This window comes from Prolixibacter sp. NT017, from assembly GCF_009617875.1.
In the GTDB taxonomy this organism is placed as follows: domain Bacteria; phylum Bacteroidota; class Bacteroidia; order Bacteroidales; family Prolixibacteraceae; genus Prolixibacter.
In genome coordinates this window covers 1,404,119-1,423,855 of sequence record NZ_BLAV01000001.1, presented here as the reverse complement: position 1 = coordinate 1,423,855, position 19,737 = coordinate 1,404,119, and the positions used below count along the sequence as shown (strand labels likewise).

Genomic DNA, 19,737 nt, shown 5'->3' with positions numbered 1-19,737 from the left:
CTTAAAAACGTCACTATTTCAGAGTCATTATCCCGTCGTTCCCAATGCATTGGCAATGGCATTCACACACTGAAGGAGCGCGAAGAGGTACTGGTCTTCATCCGGAAGGTTGTCCTTTTTAGCAGCCCGCCATTTGCTGAGCAGCTCAATCTGCGCATCATGTAGGTGTGCCAGGGCTTCTGCACGAAGCATGGTGGAATAATAGTGATTCTTCCGGCGTTCATGAATGGGGATTTTCAACAGATCAGAAAGCATATTTTGGGTCAACTCGAACTCGGTTACCATCTTAGTCATCATCCGTTCCCGGACATCGGCATCTTCTACCAGGGCAGCATATTTCGCCATGATACGTTCATCGGTCGAGGCCAGACTCGAGTCGAGATTGGTCATTACATACCGCACGAAGGGATCGTATTTTACTAACTCACACAGTTTCGCATACTCCTCCTTATCGTTGGTCTGCATCTCTTTCAGCGTAGAGCCCACCCCAAACCAGCTGGTAATATTGAATCGCGACTGCGCCCAGCTGAATACCCACGGGATGGCCCGCAAATCCTCGATGGAACGCTTACCCGTACGACGGGCCGGTCGCGAGCCAATCTTACTCGATTCAATCACATCAATGGGAGTAGCCTGCGAGAAGAATTGAATGAAATCAGGATCCGAAATCAACTCATGGTAATAATACTGTCCGCGCTCTCCCAACTTGCGGAACAAACCGGCCACATCTCCATTCCCGGAAGGAAGAAACTTGTGCAACGCTGTCTGTGCAGTGACACTCGCCAGCATCAACTCGAGGTTGTAAGCCGCGTTAACCAGGTTGGCATATTTCCGCTCGATGGTCTCGCCCTGTTCGGTTACCCGGAATTGTCCGTTAATGGAACCGTATGGCAAGGTTTTGATGAACCAGTGCAACGGCCCTGAACCACGACTGATACTTCCTCCCTTACCGTGGAAAAACCGGACGATCACTCCATGCTTCTTTCCCACTTCTGTGAGATGGCGCTGGGCTTCATTCAAAAACCACGAGCTGGCCAAAATACCACCATCTTTGTTACTGTCGCTGTACCCGACCATCACGTCCTGATAGAGGGCATTGGCTTTAGTACGTTCGCGCTGCAGCTCCAGACTGTTCTTCACCACCGGATGGCTCAGATAGTCGTCCAGAATCTGCGGGCTGGCCTTCAGGTCACCGATGGTTTCGAAAAGCGGTACCACCGGCAGTTTGGCTGCCAGCGCATTGTTGTATTCAATCGTGAGTCCAGCTTCGCGCATGAAGAGGTAAACCGTGAGCAAATCTTCGGCATTTCGGGTCATACTGATGATGAGCTTACCAATGGAGCGTGAGCTATAGCGACCGATGTGATTCTTCACGACCTGTAGTGTCTCGACGACATTGCGTGCCTCGTTGCCGGTTCCAGAATGTTCCAGCAAAAACGGGCGATTCATCTTCAATTCTGCATCCAAAAACTGACGTTTGTCTTTTTGTTCAGCAAGTGATTCTGACCCGACATCCACGCCCAAAGACGCAGCAACTAACTGTTCCAGCGCTTTTTCATGGTACTGACTATTCTGACGAATATCGAGCTGCGCCAGATGAAAACCGAATACATTGAGCAGTCGCTTGCATCGTCCTACATCGACGTGTGCAATTTCGGGAATGCCGAAACTTTCCAGTTCCTGTGAGAGAATGTCTAAATCAACGACCAGTTGTTCGGAGGAGCGATACCGGTTTTCAGCATCTTCCAGTGCCATGTTGTATTCCTGTGTAACATCGATAGGCAACTTGTGCAGCAACAACATGACGTATGCTTTGAATATCTCGTTTTGGTTTTCCTTCAGCACCTTTTCTCCTGACGCCCCCAAATCTGAAACCAACTGCCCTAACCGTGTGGCAAACACTTCGCCGGCTCCGTGCAAACTGATATAAATACTCAGCTTTTGGGCCAGTGTGAGCAGCTCTTTCTTGACAATCACAAAGGCATGAATACGCAGTTTATTCAGCGTCATCCGGGTAATTTCGGGCGTTACCAGCGGATGGCCGTCACGGTCACCTCCTACCCAGTTTCCAAACGACAATCCCGGAAACAAATCAGTATCATTCAGCTTAGCTACATCAAATCCGGATTCTCGCCAGGCCTGCCGCAACCGCTTATCCAGAAATACCACGACGTCTGGGAAAACATTCGTGAAGTAGTGCAGAATATTATCGAGCTCCGACTCCAACCGGGGCTTTTCGATATAAATCTCATCGATGTTCCACAACCGGTGCAGAATTTGTTTGATCTCATCGCGGATATCCTCCCGTTCGATGTGGGTGTACATCTTGTTTTCACGACGAACCAACAACAGGTACAACCGGCGGTATTCCTGTAACACTACGGTCCGTTTTGCCTCAGTAGGATGTGCTGTCAATACAGGCTCGACCAGCACATTGGGCAATACTTCCAGAATTTGGTCTTCCGTGACTCCTTTTTCCTTCAGCAATTTGAAATTCGCTGACCATAATCCGTTAACCGAACTCATATCCCGATCTTCCCTGGCTCGCCGGCTTTGAACAGCTCCATTCACTTCAACCAGGTTAACCAGTTGAAAGCTCATTGAAAGCATGTGAATGTAATCGTTACTCAGAAGTACTTCTTCGGGAGGTTGTTCATCGGAACTAATCCAGGGAATGTAAGGAACAATATCCTGTTTGCCGCTCTCTTCGAGCACTTCGCGAAAGCAAATCAGCAAAAAATCCAAATCTTCATAAGGCCTTCCCAGCGCGTTCCTCACTTCGGTGAATACAGTTTTCATAGTCATCACAATTTACTACCGAACTAAACATCCGAAATAATGAACAGTTCAATACAAATTGAAAATAGAGTCTACAAAAAGCTGAATTAATGTAAGCAATATCACCACGACAGGTTCAATTTATCACTTATTTACAGCTAATTCGGTGTTTCAGGGTATGACAATAAAAGCAGGACACCAAAAACATTCGTTTTAGCAAAACATAAAAATGAATACCTTTGGTATTACTGAAAAAACAGACCATGGAGAGTCGTATTTACATCTGGCTAAACCGAAGATTTCCGCAAAATTATATTCTGAAATATCCTCTCAGAGGATTTCTGATACTCGTTTTATTTACGTTCCTTTTTGCACTCATTTATCAGCCACTTCGCTCCCACGGCACAGGAAATTTGACCTATGGGGAGACCATGGCCATTTACAGCGTGGTGGCAGCCCTGGGAGCCACACTGTGCATATGGCTACTAAAGGTTTTTCGGTATTTTTCAGGTATCGAAGAGTGGACACTCTTCAAAGAGTTGGTAGCCATTTTCCTAGTTGTGCTGGGCATGGGTGTCAGCATCTATTTGTTTGCCTTTGTCATTGAGCCAGCTGCTCCCCGATGGAATTTGGCCACCTTCTGGAATTCAGTAAAAAGTGCTTTTCTGGTGGGCATTCTACCCTTCTCCTTTTTCACGATCATTCACCTGAACCAGCTTCCCGGAAGAAAATCATCCCTGTATGGCTCCCCCACCGAAACATCCAAGCCTGAAACAACGGAGGAGCAAATTGAAATTGAATCGAAATTGAAAAAAGAAAAACTGGCTTTTTATCCCAGTCAGTTTTTGTATGCCGAAGCAGATGGTAATTATGTAGTTTTCTATCTTCAGGATGAAAAGGAAATTCGGAAAAAGATCATCCGTAATTCTATTGGCCAGATAGAAGAACAGTTGGCCAATCAACCTCGTTTCTTCCGTACACATCGCTCGTTCATTGTTCATCTGGATAAAGTATTCCAGAAGCAGGGAAATGCTTCGGGTTACCGACTAAAGTTCCATGGCGTAAAAGATGAAATACCGGTATCCAGACAAAACACGGCCCGGTTTGATGAAGTCTGGAAAAGCCCGAATGAGTGAGCCATCTTTGGTCTAAAACAAAATTCAATATCTTTGGGAGCAGAAGAAATCCGACGAATCCCTGTTTGAATGGAAAGGCGCTTTTATCATCGGCTCACTGGAAAATTTCCGAAGAATTACCTCATAAAATATCCACTCAGTGGAGCCATTGTCCTTGCGAGCTTCTCCTTCCTTTTTACCCTGATGTATGATCCACTTGAATTCCACGGCACACAACTCTATACATATCCTCAATTAATGGGACTCTACTGTGCTACAGCTGGTTTTGCCGATTTCTCGTTTGTCAGACTGATTCGATTGTTTCCCTATTTTAGTAATGAACAGGAATGGACACTCATCAAGGAGTTTACCGCGGTGGTATTCATATTACTGGGCGTCAGCATTGGAATTTTCGTTATTCAGTTTTTTATTGACCCCCAAATTCCGCAGTGGACATTCAGAAATTTTCTTGGTTCTGTGAAAAACGCTTATCTAATTGGCAGCCTCCCCTTCCTGTTTTCTATGATTATCAACATTTCAAATAAAATTCATCACGATAGTGAGATAAGTTTTTCTGCTTCCGGAACAAGTACTCCCTCACCTGACGCAGCGGAAGAGCTGATTCAAATTGAATCAAAACTGAAAAAAGAAACACTGGAATTTTATCCCAGCCAGTTTCTGTATGCCGAATCGGATGGTAATTACGTAGTGTTTTACCTACAGGAAAAAAATGAAATAAAGAAGAAAATCATTCGTAACTCAATTAGTCAGATAGAAAACCAGTTAACATCTCAAACGCGTTTCTTCCGGACACACCGATCTTTCATCGTCAATCTGGAAAAGGTTACCGGGAAGGATGGAAACACCTCGGGCTACCGCATAACTGTCGAAGGCCTTTCCACTGAAATCCCGGTATCGCGTCAGAATGTGGCCAAATTCGATGAACTTTACCCGTTCAAAGGCTAATTCAACTGTTTCCATTGGTCACAAAATTTTGTCACTCATCACACATTTCAACTGATTTAACAGGCCTTTCCGACCACTTGTCACAAATTCTTGCTGTGTACCCCAACTCTTTGGAAGGTGAAAAGGAGTTTCCTCAATTTGCATGAAGAATAACACGCAAAATTTCAAAAACCAGGAAACCATGACACAATTCATTATCTCCGAAAAGAGCAAAAAAGTCGTCTATCTTATGCTCATCCTGATGATCAGTTTTCAGAACCTATGGGCCCATTCCATCACTGGTCAGGTGAAGGATGGCAAAAGCGAGCAATCGATACCGTATGCTACCATATCGCTCTACACCACCAGCGATTCATCATTAATAACCGGAACCGTGAGCGGAACCGATGGGCACTTTGCACTCAGGCAGGTAGCTTCGGGCAAATACAACCTTCGCGTTAGCTTCATGGGGTATCAAACCGTAAACCGTACGATTGTTCTAACGAACCAGGAAGACTATCACGCGGGAACCATTCTCTTGCGGGAAATCGCCGTCAAATTAGGAGAAGGAGAAGCAGTAGCAATCGGCGAACGCATCAAAGCCAAAACCGAACCGGATAAAACGACCTATTTCATCAATAAGAAGATGGAAGATGCATCGAACACCGGCCTTGATGTGCTGAAATATGTTCCGGGCGTACAACTTGATTTCAGTCAAAATCTTTCTCTTGAAGGAAACCAGAACATTCTGTTGCTTGTCGACGGCAAAGAGCGCGATACGGGATTCATCCGGCAACTCGACGCCAGCCAGATCGATAAAGTTGAAGTAACCACCATGCCCGGCTCGAAGTATGATGCCAGCGTCTCCGGCGTCATCAACATCATTTTGAAACACAGGGAAACCGGCATTAATGGTTACGTGCACGGCGAAATACCGACTTCCCAAAATGTCGTCTATATCTTCCCGGGATACGGACTCAATTACGGTGGCAAAAAATTCAGCCTGCAAACATCTTACAGCGGACAGGTCAGTAATTTCCCCATCGTTAATAACAGCTACCGTGAAATTAGTAAGCCACAGCAAACAACTACCATTACCTCGCAGCAGGACGTAATGCAAAACAACTGGTCGCACCGGTTTAATTTCGGCATCGACTATTTCATGAACAAACAAAACCAGTTCAACCTCTATACCTTTTACAACCCCTATTCCAGTGAGCACAACGGCACAATGACCTTACAGTCGCAGATAAACCAAACACAGGATCGTTACTGGCAAGCGAAGAAAACCGACAACGACCGGAATCATAAGCTGTTTGGCTCCCTTTATTACAAACACCTGTTCCATCAGCCCAACCAGGAACTGACTGTTGATGCCAGCTATTACTACCTCACGGCACACAACGCCACGACCTACGCTTATGATTCATCTTCCGAAGGTGGTGCCTCAAAGCAAACCAATATCGTCAGGCCCCGGCAGCAGAACGCCAGCATAAAAATAGATTTCACCACTCCGCTTACCGAATATTTTAAGCTGGAAACCGGAATGAAAGATATATTAAAATCGATGACCGACCGGCAATCTGACTCGTTCCGCTACCGCGAAAACATTCTTGCAGGATACGGCTCGCTTTCTTTCGCGAAAAATAACGTTCAACTTAACGCCGGGTTGCGTGCCGAACACTCGACCAATGATTTCATCGACCATTTCACGCGTCACTTCTGGGCGTGGTTGCCTTCAGCTTCATTGAACTATCAACTCTCAAAAACAAAGAGTCTCAAAATCTCTTACCGGCGCTCCATTTATCGCCCCAATATCTATCAGCTGAATCCATATGTGTCACAAAACGATCCCTTTAGTTTACAGAGTGGAAATCCCTGGTTGAAACCGCAATTCAGTCAGGATCTCTTCCTCGATTATTCGATGAGGTTGGGAAATAATTTCCTTTCGACCCGCCTGTTTTACAACCAATCAACTCGTGTCATCAATTCACTGACTTTCGTGAATGATTCGAATCTGTTTGAAACAAACATTTACAACGCGGGAGAAGTCGAACAACTCGGGCTACAAATCAGCAGCGCACTAAAGCTGGGCAAGACCTTCGCACTTAATCCCTACCTGAAGGTATTCAGTAATTGGACGCACCCCAATGTAATTGCCAGGCAATACCAAACCGTAGCCAAACAGGAACTTAGCTATGAGGTGGGGTTATCAGCCATCGCATCCTTCAAACACGACTGGACTGCAGCTTTCCGGATGCAGTATTACCATCCCACCACCGATATCCAGACAATTCGTAACATGTCCGATGCTCTCTACTTTATTTCGGTTGAGAAAACCATCAAAAAGAAGATTAAGTTAGGTATCGTTAGTGGTTTGCCCTTCAAACGCTCCTTCGCCTATCACGGAGAGAAAACCCAGGGACCAAATTTCTATCAACGTTCTGTAGGAAGTGTTATTCTTCCGTCTGTTCCGGTTTGGTTTTCCATCCGCTACCAGTTTAGTTCCGGCAAAAAAGTACACACCATTCAACGGGAAACAGAAAAACTTGACCAGATTCCGAAGAAAGGATTCTAATTAACTGAAACGTTAAGAATTGAAAAATCATCCGGGAGGCAACGAATATTAGAAAAAGATAACTCTGCCTTCCGGGCCACTTTCCCCTAAACAATCCTTTCATTCCATTCGTTACCTTTACGCCAATCCAAACCAAAACCTGTCAAGCTTAAATCCATATTTTACAAAAACTAATAAACACCATAAACAAGAAAGCCACAGGTAATGAAAAAAATCTTGCTTCTCCCGATGCTGATTGCAGGCATCGTATTGACCTTAAAAGGACAACCTCCAACAGAACAACTCACGTCATTTGTCGATCCGTTTATTGGAACGGAAGGTGCGGGTAATGTATTCCCGGGCGCTTCGCTGCCGTTCGGAATGGTCAAGCTAGGCCCTGATTGCGGCGATAAAAGTTCCAATTCCGGTTATGTTCCCGGAGGCGTGATTCATGGTTTCAGCCATGTTCACGTAAGTGGAACCGGCGGAGGTCCGAAATACGGAAACATTCTGGTAATGCCCTTCACCGGGCCGTTTCAACCAGAAAAAATTCAATCACAACCAGCCAATGAACAGGCCAGTCCGGGTTATTTTGCCGTTGATCTGACTAATTATGACATCAAAGCCGAGATGACCGTCAGCAGGCGCGTCGGTTTTAACCGGTACACGTTCAGTGACACAAACGAACGCGGTATTCTCGTCGATGCTGGCAGCATGCTGGGCGAACACCATTGTTGCGGTGAAGCCCAACAGCTTATTGGCTCAGAAATCAATGTCGTTTCCGATACACTGATTCAGGGGTACACCCGCGTAAGAGGCGGATGGAACAAAGGTGGGGAATACACCGTTTTCTTCTCCGCCGTTTTCGATACGCCAGCCAAATCATACGGGACATGGAAAGGAGACGTGGCGTCCCCTGAAAAGGCATCAGAATACGATAGCGGAGAAAAAACGGGTGCCTGGTTCTTTTTTGGGAATGGAAGTAAAAAAGCCATTCAGGTGAAAGTAGGCATCTCTTTCATCAGTTGCGGAAAAGCACTGGCCAATCTGCGACAAGAAGTTCCGGGATGGGATTTTGAAAAAGTACATCAGGATGCTGTTCAAACCTGGAATAAGGTGTTGAATACAATTCATGTGGAAGGCGCTTCGGATGATATGAAAAAAGTTTTCTACACTGCAATGTACCACGCGATGCTGATGCCGGTTGACCGGACCGGAGAGAATCCGAAATGGCACTCCGATGAGCCATATTACGACGATTTCTACGCCATCTGGGATACCTTCAGAGCAACGAATCCCTTGCTGACACTCATTCAACCCAACCGGGAGAGAGATATCGTTCGCTCGCTGATTGACATTTACCGTTACGAAGGCTACATGCCCGATTCGCGAAGCGGCAATCAGACCGGACGTACCCAGGGCGGTAGCAACTGCGACATGGTTGTTGCTGATGCGTTCCTAAAAGGACTGAAAGGCATCGACTATCAAACAGGTTACGAAGCGATGGTAGAAGATGCTGAAATTCCACCCGGTGGCGACCAGCAAACCGATGGTCGCGGCGGCATTAACGAATATATCAAGTTGGGGTATGTACCCGCCGAATACGAACCGAAAGGGAAATCTCCGACACTACATACGCCCAAACTCTATGATCGGGCCGGAACGCGTACTGTAGAATATTCTGCTAACGATTGGGCCATTGCCCAAGTGGCTAAAGGACTTGGCAAAGAAGCCGACTATGAAAAATACCGTAAACGGGCGTCCAACTGGGCCAATTTATGGCAACGACAAGTGAACGATAGCGGCGTAAGCGGTTTCATCTGGCCCAGGCGAAGAGACGGTTCGTGGGTCGAGAATTTCTCTACAACGAAAGCTGGCAGCTGGGGCAATTTCTTCTATGAAGCCGATGCATGGGAATATTCTTTTTACGTCCCACAAGACGCACAGGCACTGATTGACAGTTGCGGTGGCCCGGAAACGTTCGTCAAAAGGCTGGATACTTTCTTTACCGGCCCAAACTACCGCGTCGACAACGAACCAAGTTTCTTTACTCCCTGCTTGTACACCTATGCCGGTTACCAATACAAAAGCAGCGACCGCATTCGCGATATCATCCAAAAGCATTACACTTCTGCTCGCGATGGGATTCCCGGTAATGACGACTCCGGTTCCATGTCTGCCTGGCTGGTTTTCAACGCCGTTGGTTTCTACCCTAACGCAGGACAGGATGTATACCTCATCACAGCTCCACATTTTCATCGTGCTGTACTTGATTTAGGTGATGGCAAACAACTGGAAATCATTGCCTCCAACCTTTCGGAGAAGAACCGTTACATCCAATCGGCAACACTGAACGGTCAACCGCTCAAAAGAGCCTGGTTCCGCCACAGTGAAATTGCCGACGGAGGAAAACTTCGGTTTGTTATGGGGCCCCAACCTTCGGACTTTGGGAAAGAACATTTACCTCCTTCCCTTTCCGATCCGGAATAGGCAAAAACTCTGACAACAATGCATAAAAAAGTCCCGCCAAAAGCGGGACTTTAAAATTTTAAATGTCTGAAATTTTCAGACTATGCTAGTTTCACATTGACTGCATTTAAACCTTTTTTGCCCTCCTGCAATTCAAACGTTACTTCATCATCCTCGCGAATCTGGTCAATCAATCCGGTTGAATGCACGAAATATTCTTTTGACGAATTTTCGTCTTTAATGAACCCAAAACCTTTGGCTTCATTAAAAAATTTTACTGTTCCTTTGTTCATGATAATTAAATTAATTCGGTGTAAGTTACGGCTAATAGTTGAGCCCACGCCCAATTTGGATATCAATCTCGAAACTTATTTTCCTGACATCATACAATCAGCTGGTTCACAAATTATTTTACACCCATTACCAATCAAAAAAAACATCAAAGCGAGGCAATCATTTTCTCCAGCTCTTTGCGGGTAAGTTTCAACTTCACCGCCAGAATTTTAAAAAAGTCATCCTTGGTCTCATGCCTCCACATAAGGTCTGCATTGGTCAATTGAGGATATTTCCTTTTCAGATCCATCTGAATGCTATTCCACTTATTGATATCAAAATCTTTACTCATTATTGTTCTTGTTTAAATAAATAAATTCCTGAAGGGATAAATCATGAAGGTTTTTCCGATGAGATTTAATAGAATCTGCCTCTTTCGGTAGGCAGATTCTGTTGACGGAAGCTGATCAAACAAATGATTTGATTTGCAAAGATACGTTAATCAGCCCAGAAATGTGATATCTATCCCACGTTATTCATTGATTCATCTCAACTTGCCAGTGAACATCAGCAAAAAAATTCCAGAGAATGAGCGCCTTCAATGCCAACTTATTGCTCCAGGGCTTTATTTATTTTTTCCACATCTTCGTTGGCCGGAATGAAGTTCCAGCTCATAAAATCAATTAACCAGCCATGATGAGAGTGGGTGCATTGTGAAATCAGCCTCAACTGCATGTGTGCACTGAATTGTTTAATAACAAATTGCTCTAGTACCAGAGCAGACTGACCATTTTGTCCAATTCTTACTTCCCGCCTCTGAATCGGGTATTCAAGAATATTCATTTCTTCAACGGTCTGATTCACCATATCGCCAAATTCCTTCTTGCCCATAAACTCGCCAGGGTCCGTACCACAGTAGAGTCCATCTTCCGCCATCAATTTCATCATGGCCTTTATGTTCTTCGCCATCAGTTCTGCATGGAAATTTTCCATCAAACGGGTGACATCATGCTTAATAACTGCCACATCCGCAGTTGTCAGTTCCTTAGTTTTCATTTCACCATTTTTAAATACCAGTTGAAAATGTCTTGTCTTTCAGCAATCCGGTTAGTACCCAACTATAGGTGGTGAGATTTGCTCCTTCTTTGTTCAATAAATCAGAAAAAGAAATCAGTTGCCTTAATGACGTTACACAACTGTTATTTAAAATTAATCCAAAGAAGAAGCAATCGCAATGTTGTCCGACAGGCAGGAGTATTCTGCCCAACTTTTTTCTTAATACTCACAATCGTCTCCAAACGTTGTATTCATTATCTGCTATCTTTAAAATCGCCATTTAACCCAATTCTGATTTTAATCTCAGCATACCATGAAACCAATTCGCATTCACTACCTGCAACACGTTTCGTTCGAAGGCCTGGGTTGCATCGAACAATGGATAACGCGAAACCACCATACTTTAACTGTCACCCGCTTCTTCGAAAACGATGAGCTTCCCTCCCCTTCCGATTTCGATATGCTCATCATCATGGGCGGCCCAATGGGAATATACGACGATGAAAAATATCCATGGTTAACCGAAGAAAGACTGTTCATCCGACAGGCCATCGATGCAAATAAAACAGTTCTGGGCATCTGTCTCGGTTCTCAATTCATTGCCGACGCGATGGGCGCCAAAGTCTATCCTAACCGGGAAAAAGAAATTGGTTGGTTCGATATCTCTTTAACCGATGATGGCCGTCAATCCAGGTTACTGAACGGATTTGATGAAACTTTTCCCGTTTTTCACTGGCATGGAGATACTTTCGAACTGCCATCAGGCGCAATGCATCTTTTTCAATCAGAAGGCTGCCTGAACCAGGCATTCCTTCGCGACAATGTGCTGGGACTGCAGTTTCACTTTGAAGTCACTTTGGAAAGCTTAACGGAAATGGTAAAACACGGGAAAGAAGAACTGACTGCGGGAAAATATATCCAAAGCGCAGAAGAAATTCTGGCTCACCAACAGCTCATTCCACAGAATAATGAATTGATGTTTACCATTCTCGATCGAATAACGCGGCATATCAACTAATTTCCATAAGATATCCGTACTTTCTCGTCTTTCTGCTAATCTGAATTTCGTAGCAGCAACATTCCATATCCATCAGTACACAACCACATGTAGTGAACGACACCTCAACACTTCACTTACTCAACTTTATTAAACCTATATTCAATTTTATTTATTTAAAAATAAAATATTTTCATATATTTGTTGAAATACTTTATTACAAATGGAGAAAAAGCTACCCATCGTTTGTCCGAGCTGTGAATCGGAGTTAAAAGTGAACAGCATGCACTGCGAATCCTGTTCGACCACCATCAGCGGGATGTTTGAACTCCCCCTGTTGCTGAAACTAAGCCGGAAAGAACAGGATTTTATTCTCGACTTTGTGAAAGCTAGCGGAAGCCTGAAAATCATGGCGGGAAAATTGGGTCTGAGTTACCCCACGGTCCGCAATATGCTGGATGATCTGATTGGTAAGATTGAGAAACTTCAAAACACACCGCAATCATGAACAAATTCCTCAATCCATTCCGATACATCGCCGGTGGCAAGTCATTACTGGCAGGAATAGTTGTTCTTTTACTGACAGCCATCACAGGATATTTCAGCCATACGCATTTTCCTGACCTAATTTCCATTAAACTTTCCCCTGCATTTCCCCTTTGGTATTTCGTAGCGCAGGTTTTCACCAACTGGCTGGTCATTTCTGTAGTGTTGTATCTACTGGCGCTTATTTTCTCATCATCCTCCGTGCGGATGGTTGATATCTTCGGAACCCAGGCATTGGCGCGTGCTCCATACTTTTTGGCTGCTGTCACCGGCTTTTTTAGTGTCATGCACAAATTTGGCCGCTACATCTTATACACCCGTTTTCACCAGGGAGAACCTATAGATTTAACTTCCACCGATGTCGTTTTGGTTGTATTCCTAATGATACTATCTCTTTTTCTTTCCATTTGGACCATTATCCTCATGTACAATGCTTTCAGAGTTTCAGCCAATGTGAAAGGAGGAAAAGCCGTGCCACTTTTCATTGTTGCTGTCATCATTTCGACGGTCGCAACCTTATTTCTTTCGAGATATTATCTCAGCCTGGTCACCAGATAATACACGATGTAAACCAATAGCCCTTAAAACATACATTACCATGAAAAAGAAAAGACGAGAAGACGAATACCTCAACACCATGAGCAAAGACCCGAACAATTGGAGAGGTCCGTTTTATGTCAATCGAAAAGACCCGCGACTTGTTGTTCCCAAGTACAATCCCGCACGAGGATACACGTTTAATTTTGCCAGTCCCTACGCCTATATCATCATTGTCGCCGTCATCCTGATTATGGTGGCAGCAAGCTATCTAAAATAATCGAACGCCATGAAAAAACTACTCCCTCTGCTTATTCTAACCTTAGCATATACTGGTTCTTTTGCACAAAGCAAAGCTGATACTTCCGAATCGGAAATGATACTAAGAACATCCACCGGGAATATTGCCGGAACCCTGACCGTACCTCAACAGGAAAAACCGATGCCGGTCGTTATTATCATTCCCGGTTCCGGCCCTACCGACCGGAATGGCAACTCGCCAATTGGCCTTCATACGGATGTCTACAAAATGTTGGCTGAAGGACTGGCAAAAAATAAGATTGCTTCGCTGCGTTACGACAAACGGGGAATCGGCGAAAGCAAAGCTGCCATGCCTGATGAGAATTCCATCCGGTTCGACACCTATGTGCAGGATGTGGTTGATTGGATAACGGAACTAAAAGCAGATAAGCGTTTCTCGAAGATTTATTTGCTCGGACACAGCGAGGGTTCCCTGATTGGCATGTTGGCCGCCGAAAAAAACAAGGTCGCCGGATACATCTCTGTTTCGGGACCGGGCCGCCCAATGGACGAAATTCTGCGCGAACAACTGTCCAACAAGTTACCTCCTCAGTTGCTCAGCGAATCGGATAATATCCTCGACAGTCTGAAAGCGGGCAAAACTGTTGCCAATGTTCCCCCGGCGCTGAATACACTTTACAGGCCCTCAGTTCAGCCATATATGATTTCCCACATGAAATACAATCCGGCTAAAGAAATTGCGAAACTGAAAATGCCCGTGCTGATTATCCAGGGAACCACCGACCTGCAGGTTCCGGTGAGCGATGCCCGGTTATTAAAAGCCGCCAAACCGGATGCCCAACTGGATATCATCGACAACATGAACCATGTGCTGAAGGAATCGGACAACGATCAGCAACATAACCTGGCTACTTACCGGAGTCCGGATTTCCCGTTGAAAGCAGGTTTGATGAACGACCTGGTGCAGTTCATTAAGCACTGACGAGTATAGCCCGTTTGTTTTTCCGGCTTTTCGAATTCATTGCTTCTTTGCGTGTAATTTCGCCCGAAGCATTGTAACTTAACTGTTTGGTTTCATAACCGAAGAGAATAAAAAACCAACAGTCATGGCCGGTGTTCGTAAAAGCAATCATTTTGTCAACCTGAATCTGAATGTTCGGGGATTAAATCAATCTGCTACCCTGCTCATCAACGAGCGCAGTAACGACCTCATCAAACAGGGCTCCACCGTTTACAAACTGGGATTGGGCCAATCGCCATTCCCTGTTCCTGAAAGAGTTCAGGAAGCCTTACGGCGGAATGCTCACCAGAAGGATTACCTCCCTGTAAGAGGCCTGATGAAACTCCGCGAGGCCGTTGCGGAATTCAATTTCAAACACCAGCGCATCCAATGCTCGCCGGAAGATATTATCGTCGGGCCGGGCTCGAAAGAATTGATTTTCATCCTGCAATTAGTTTACTATGGCGAACTCATCATCCCAACGCCCAGCTGGGTTTCCTATTCGCCCCAGGCACGAATTGTCGGACGCCATGTGAGCTGGATTCCTACCTCCGAAGTGAATGACTGGCGTTTAAGTCCCGAAAAGCTCGACCTGATTTGCCGGAACGATCCAGACCGGCCGCGCGTGGTTATCCTGAATTATCCCTCCAACCCGACCGGATCGACTTATCCGGTTACACGTTTAAAGAAACTGGCTGAAGTAGCCCGCAAATACAACATCATCCTCGTATCGGACGAGATTTACGGCTTACTCGACCATTCGGGCAATCATGTTTCCATTGCCCAATTCTATCCCGAAGGAACCATTGTCAGTAGCGGACTGAGTAAATGGGCCGGAGCCGGCGGGTGGCGTCTGGGAACCTTTACTTTTCCAGAGAATCTGCGGTGGCTGCAGGATGCCATGGCCATTGTCGCCAGCGAAACCTTCACGTCCACCAGTGCACCGATTCAATACGCCGCGATTACCGCTTTCCAGGACCACCCGGAAATTGACGAATACCTCCATCATTCGCGAAGGATTCTGAAAACCCTGGGCAATTATATGGCCGACCGGCTCAAAGCCAAACACATTACCATGCCTTCACCGAAAGGGGCTTTTTACCTGTTTCCCAACTTTAATTACTACCGTGAAAAGCTGGCGGTAAAAGGAATCCTCACCTCGTTCGAATTATGTGAAGCCCTGTTGCAGGAAACCGGCATCGCTATCCTGCCGGGAATCGATTTCGGGCGGCAAACCGAGGAACTCACCTGCCGGATGGCTTATGTCGATTTTGACGGCGAGTTGGTGCTTAACAAAGCGATGATTGAATACCACGATAAAGAACTCGACGAGGCCTTCCTCCGCACCTACTGCAGCAAGATGATGAAAGCGATCGACTCGTTGGAAGAGTGGTTCGACAAACTGTAGTTAATTTCGGGTTGCGAAAATCGGGCAAAAAGAATGTCCCCTGATGCAAACCTGATGTTCCATAACACCAATATCGCTGCAACCAATTAAGTCCTCTAGTCATCTGCCCCATATATAACCTGACCGATGAACCATGAAACGAACCACGCTAAAAATCCTCCTGCCGCTTTTCCTTTTAAGCATGATTTGGGCAGGATGTGATAAAAACAACGAACCGGAAAAACTTCCCTTGAATCATGCTAAAGGAACCATTATCGATGTTACCACCCAATGTTATGGCGAAGTTGTTTTAATAGAAGTAGACAATCCACAGGGAATCGGAACAGCAGGAACATTCAACACATTAGAGGAAGACACGAAACCATTGACCTATCAAAATGCAATTGGCGTACCATATTTCTCTAAAATCGGTATTCCCGATTCTGTTCCTCAAACCATCGGAACGAAACTATATTTTACCTACCGAGAATTAACAGAAGAGGAAAGACAAGATCCCTATCTGTTTTCGCCGAATCCTCCTGCACCTTGCTACACTCTTGTTGGCCCACCATCGGCCAAGCGTTATATCATTACCAAAATCATCAGTTACCAATGAAAACAACACTAGCAAAAATCAGTCTCTTGCTTTTTCTGTTGAGCATCATAAACACCGGATGTGAAAAGAGTCATAACAACGGAGATGAAAAAAGCGACACGGCATATTCCGGGCCTGTAACCGGATACATCGTCGGGTCATTTATTTGTGACGAAACAGATATCGAAAACGGACAGGCAACGGGGAACCAAACCGCCAGGGCTTATTGCATTTTGCTTGAGAACAGCGGGAATGCCAATTCGGAATGGCCAATGGATTTTTATACCTTTGGGTTATCCGACAGCCTGTATGCGATCCCCGAAGAACTTCTTTCCCCGGATTATGACGGGAGCAACTGTGGACCACACTTTTTTCCCGATAGCTTGAAATATTCCTATAAAATCAGCTTCAAATTCCAAAAGAACGATTCCGTTCATTTTGTTTGCGGCCCTTGTACGGCTATGGAGCTAAGTTTTCCGTGGGACGATTTTGACCAGATATTGGTGAGGGATGTAAGCAAAGAATAGTTTTTCTAAAAATCGCCCTCAATACGCTGACAGGTCTGTCGACGCTGTCAGGCTATCGAAATACAGGCTGAAAGCCTGGCATTCCAAAACTTGGGGCAACGCCCCAAGGACAGGCGCCATAGCGGTATCACCAGCCTGTAGGGCTGGCACACTTCATGATTGCAATCCAATGGGAAAAATGATAGTCGAAGCCCTTCAGGCTTCGTTCTTGTTTCGCATGAACATTTGACTTGGGGCGTTGCCCCAAGCTATAGAATTGGAGCCTTACAGGCTCATTGGAATCGCTGCAGTCGAATACCACTGTCGGGGTTTCCAACCACCGACAGGGTCACAAAAAAAAACCTGCCAGGTTTATTATCCCTGGCAGGTTTGCCTGCGGCCCATTTTCCAAATTCCCAACTGGATTGCCGGTTCGTTTATTCCGTTTCGGTAGTTTCGTCAGAGGCATCTCCATCGTCGCTTTTCCGGCCGTTCAGCTCGGCATAGGTCTTCCGGAGCTCGTCCATTTGTCCAAACAACTTTGTCAGCACATCCGAGGGGGTGAAGTTCACCGCCTGCTCAATAGCCGTACAAAACTGCTCGTAGCTCTTGGCTGCCGCGCTCTTCAAACTGGTAGCCGACGGCCCGTTTTCGGCATCCACGTCGTCGCGGTCTTCATAAAGCGTGTTGAATGCCGTGTTAGCTGTTTCCAGGCCGGTGAGCATATCGGCTATCCCGATGGTAGCCGCATCGGCTTTGAGGGCCTCGTTGGCGTTGTATTTCTCCAGCATTTCCATGAATACACCGGTTTCGGTGTTCATCGGCTTTGTATTGACATTCCAGTAAGGCTTAAAAAAGCTCTTCAGGTTTTGAGCCGCCGTCTTTTTCGCTTCATCGCGGCCCTTCAGAGCGGTGGAAATGTTTCGCTTGATTTCGGCAAACCGGTCGTCGCGGTCGGCATCCAGGTTAGCCAGTTGCTTGCTCACATCGTTCTGGCCCGATTTATTCATCTGTGCGCCCATCGCGGCGTTATTGGTTTCAAGTTTGGTAAAAGCAGCCGCGGCCACGGCACCAAAACCTGCTGCTACGAGTCTGGCACGCCCGATGGTCGAATTGTTGAGCGAATACAGGTCGTTAATCTTCAAACGGGCAACATACAATGTCGAAAACTGTTTTTCATCCATAATTTTAGCGTTTTAGAAAAGTGATATAGTTTGTTTAGTGTTTATTTTTTGTTGTTGAAATTTTCAGGAGGTCCCCACGTCGCCATTTCATGCTGTTGAAATTTTCAATTGGGTAATTTCTGACCGATTCATGTCGCTGAAATTTTCAATTGGGTAATTTCTGACGATTTCATGCCGTTGAAATTTTCAATTCGCTCTTTTGTGGCCATTTCACCTCGCTGAAATTTTCAACGGGTCCATTTGGCGCCATTTCTTGTCGTTGAAATTTTCAACAGCCCCTTTTTTCGATGCCGAAGCGGATATTCGATTTCATCCGGACGCCGCGAAACCGCAGTATAGCCGGGCAAAGTGCCAACATGCAGCTTATCCGTTCCGGGGTTGGCCGGTCAATGAACGCTGTAACGGTTCATCCATCCCGCGTTTCATTCTCCACTAAATTCCTGCTGATTTTATCTGTCTCCGCAAAACCGTGTACTGAATATAAATTAGAAAATTAACCTATCCCAATTTTTTTGACGAACATGCCGATCTTTTTGATGAACGTACGGATCTGGTATGTGAACGGTCGGATCTGATATGCGAACGGAAATTGGGCAACCTCATTTCCAGCTGTTTTGGAACAGCCCAAAATACGATTTCGAAAGAAATTAATTACATTGGAAACACTAAAATGACCGACAAATGAAAACGACTTTCTCCTGGTTAATTTTAAACATCAGATACCAAAGGTGCACATAACACTCCCGTATGGGAAATATATGGTAGTTTTAGTAGACATATAAACTAGTTAGCGCTAATATTGGAAAAATGAAACAACTGTCTCTCATAATTATAATAATCTCATTCTCTGTCATTAGTCATGCAAACGAGAAATTTGAGTTTAATTTTTCAATTAATCAGCAAACAGAAACTGACACTTTGAGAAATCCAGACAATTTCTATTATTTATCAGACTTGCCGATAAAACAAGTTGGAGAATTAATTTTAAATGACAGCATTTATCCTTCTGACAATTTTGTAACGTTCGCCTTGTTAGATACGATTTCTAGATGTAAAGAAAATGACCTTGAATTCTTTTTAAAGGTATCTGAGAAAATAATCAATGACGCTGACGGAGCACTCGCAGAAACAGTAGGTTCATATACAAGGAAATTCATTGAAAAGAGACCGACTGAATTTATAAATCACATTGACAAATTAAGCGAGGAACAAATCCGAAAATGGGCTGACTTTACTTTTTATGACATGTATTTCGCTTATTCCGAGGATGAACTCAAAACAAATTGCAAAAAGTTGGTTGATAGTTTGAAAAAAATCAGCACTACAAAAAGTGTCGCTTATTTCGAAAAGGAATTGAATACAAGAATTAAAAATGGAATATAAAATACTAGCGCTAACATTTTGTAATATGGCAGGCGGGGGTTTTAGCGGTCTGACAAGTCAGACCTCGTGCCCACTTTCCTGCGGGTCTGACAGGATTTCTGTTGGAAATCCCGCCCGACCACATACAAGTGACCGTTAGCGGTTATTA

Annotated in this window: 18 protein-coding genes; 13 read left to right on the top strand and 5 right to left on the bottom strand. The window is 45.1% G+C overall.

What is annotated here, in order from left to right:
- Positions 1–27: 27 nt before the first annotated feature.
- Positions 28–2,799, bottom strand: coding sequence for a phosphoenolpyruvate carboxylase (locus GJU87_RS05805; RefSeq protein ID WP_153638656.1), 2,772 nt, complete (start codon positions 2,797–2,799; stop codon positions 28–30).
- A 242-nt stretch (positions 2,800–3,041) separates the two neighbouring features.
- Between GJU87_RS05805 and GJU87_RS05800 the strand changes: the two genes are divergently transcribed.
- The 4 genes from GJU87_RS05800 to GJU87_RS05785 all read left to right on the top strand — a co-directional run bounded on the left by GJU87_RS05800 (position 3,042) and on the right by GJU87_RS05785 (position 9,885).
- Positions 3,042–3,914: a LytTR family DNA-binding domain-containing protein gene (locus GJU87_RS05800; protein ID WP_153638655.1), complete on the top strand. Its 873-nt coding sequence runs from the start codon at positions 3,042–3,044 to the stop codon at positions 3,912–3,914.
- 69 nt (positions 3,915–3,983) lie between these two features.
- A complete protein-coding gene (locus GJU87_RS05795; protein WP_153638654.1) occupies positions 3,984–4,859 on the top strand; it encodes a LytTR family DNA-binding domain-containing protein in 876 nt (291 codons plus the stop codon).
- Positions 4,860–5,040: 181 nt separating this feature from the next.
- The gene (locus GJU87_RS05790; RefSeq protein ID WP_194831454.1) at positions 5,041–7,416 is read left to right on the top strand and encodes a TonB-dependent receptor domain-containing protein; all 2,376 of its coding nucleotides are present in this window, start codon (positions 5,041–5,043) and stop codon (positions 7,414–7,416) included.
- A 204-nt stretch (positions 7,417–7,620) separates the two neighbouring features.
- Positions 7,621–9,885, top strand: coding sequence for a GH92 family glycosyl hydrolase (locus GJU87_RS05785; RefSeq protein WP_153638652.1), 2,265 nt, complete (start codon positions 7,621–7,623; stop codon positions 9,883–9,885).
- Positions 9,886–9,965: 80 nt separating this feature from the next.
- Here the strand turns inward: GJU87_RS05785 and GJU87_RS05780 are convergent, their stop codons facing one another.
- From GJU87_RS05780 to GJU87_RS05770, 3 genes are all read right to left on the bottom strand, one after another.
- Positions 9,966–10,157, bottom strand: coding sequence for a cold-shock protein (locus GJU87_RS05780; protein ID WP_153638651.1), 192 nt, complete (start codon positions 10,155–10,157; stop codon positions 9,966–9,968).
- A 146-nt stretch (positions 10,158–10,303) separates the two neighbouring features.
- Positions 10,304–10,489, bottom strand: a complete 186-nt coding sequence (locus GJU87_RS05775; RefSeq protein WP_153638650.1) for a hypothetical protein — start codon at positions 10,487–10,489, stop codon at positions 10,304–10,306.
- Between the two features lie 257 nt (positions 10,490–10,746).
- A complete protein-coding gene (locus GJU87_RS05770; protein ID WP_153638649.1) occupies positions 10,747–11,193 on the bottom strand; it encodes a nuclear transport factor 2 family protein in 447 nt (148 codons plus the stop codon).
- Between the two features lie 313 nt (positions 11,194–11,506).
- Here GJU87_RS05770 and GJU87_RS05765 point away from each other — a divergent pair, with 313 nt between their 5' ends.
- From GJU87_RS05765 to GJU87_RS05730, 8 genes are all read left to right on the top strand, one after another.
- Positions 11,507–12,211, top strand: a complete 705-nt coding sequence (locus tag GJU87_RS05765; RefSeq protein ID WP_153638648.1) for a type 1 glutamine amidotransferase — start codon at positions 11,507–11,509, stop codon at positions 12,209–12,211.
- A 202-nt stretch (positions 12,212–12,413) separates the two neighbouring features.
- The gene (locus GJU87_RS05760) at positions 12,414–12,698 is read left to right on the top strand and encodes a DUF2089 family protein (protein WP_153638647.1); all 285 of its coding nucleotides are present in this window, start codon (positions 12,414–12,416) and stop codon (positions 12,696–12,698) included.
- A complete protein-coding gene (locus tag GJU87_RS05755; RefSeq protein WP_153638646.1) occupies positions 12,695–13,294 on the top strand; it encodes a YIP1 family protein in 600 nt (199 codons plus the stop codon). The genes GJU87_RS05760 and GJU87_RS05755 overlap by 4 nt, the downstream gene beginning before the upstream one ends.
- A gap of 40 nt (positions 13,295–13,334) precedes the next feature.
- Positions 13,335–13,553 carry a hypothetical protein gene (locus GJU87_RS05750; protein ID WP_153638645.1) on the top strand — a complete coding sequence of 73 codons (219 nt, stop codon included), beginning with the start codon at positions 13,335–13,337 and terminating at the stop codon, positions 13,551–13,553.
- A 9-nt stretch (positions 13,554–13,562) separates the two neighbouring features.
- On the top strand, positions 13,563–14,516 hold the full coding sequence (locus GJU87_RS05745; RefSeq protein ID WP_153638644.1) for an alpha/beta hydrolase: 954 nt from the start codon (positions 13,563–13,565) through the stop codon (positions 14,514–14,516).
- A gap of 124 nt (positions 14,517–14,640) precedes the next feature.
- Complete coding sequence (locus tag GJU87_RS05740; RefSeq protein WP_153638643.1) at positions 14,641–15,942, top strand: pyridoxal phosphate-dependent aminotransferase; 1,302 nt, start codon at positions 14,641–14,643, stop codon at positions 15,940–15,942.
- A gap of 133 nt (positions 15,943–16,075) precedes the next feature.
- Entirely contained in the window at positions 16,076–16,537 is a 462-nt protein-coding gene (locus GJU87_RS05735) for a hypothetical protein (protein WP_153638642.1), read from the top strand.
- Complete coding sequence (locus GJU87_RS05730; RefSeq protein WP_153638641.1) at positions 16,534–17,043, top strand: hypothetical protein; 510 nt, start codon at positions 16,534–16,536, stop codon at positions 17,041–17,043. Before GJU87_RS05735 ends, GJU87_RS05730 begins: the two co-directional genes overlap by 4 nt.
- 416 nt (positions 17,044–17,459) lie before the next feature.
- Here the strand turns inward: GJU87_RS05730 and GJU87_RS05725 are convergent, their stop codons facing one another.
- On the bottom strand, positions 17,460–18,206 hold the full coding sequence (locus tag GJU87_RS05725; RefSeq protein ID WP_153638640.1) for a DUF6261 family protein: 747 nt from the start codon (positions 18,204–18,206) through the stop codon (positions 17,460–17,462).
- 807 nt (positions 18,207–19,013) lie between these two features.
- On the opposite strand from GJU87_RS05725, the gene GJU87_RS05720 reads away from it, so the two are divergent.
- The gene (locus GJU87_RS05720) at positions 19,014–19,589 is read left to right on the top strand and encodes a hypothetical protein (RefSeq protein WP_153638639.1); all 576 of its coding nucleotides are present in this window, start codon (positions 19,014–19,016) and stop codon (positions 19,587–19,589) included.
- The last annotated feature ends 148 nt before the right edge of the window (positions 19,590–19,737 follow it).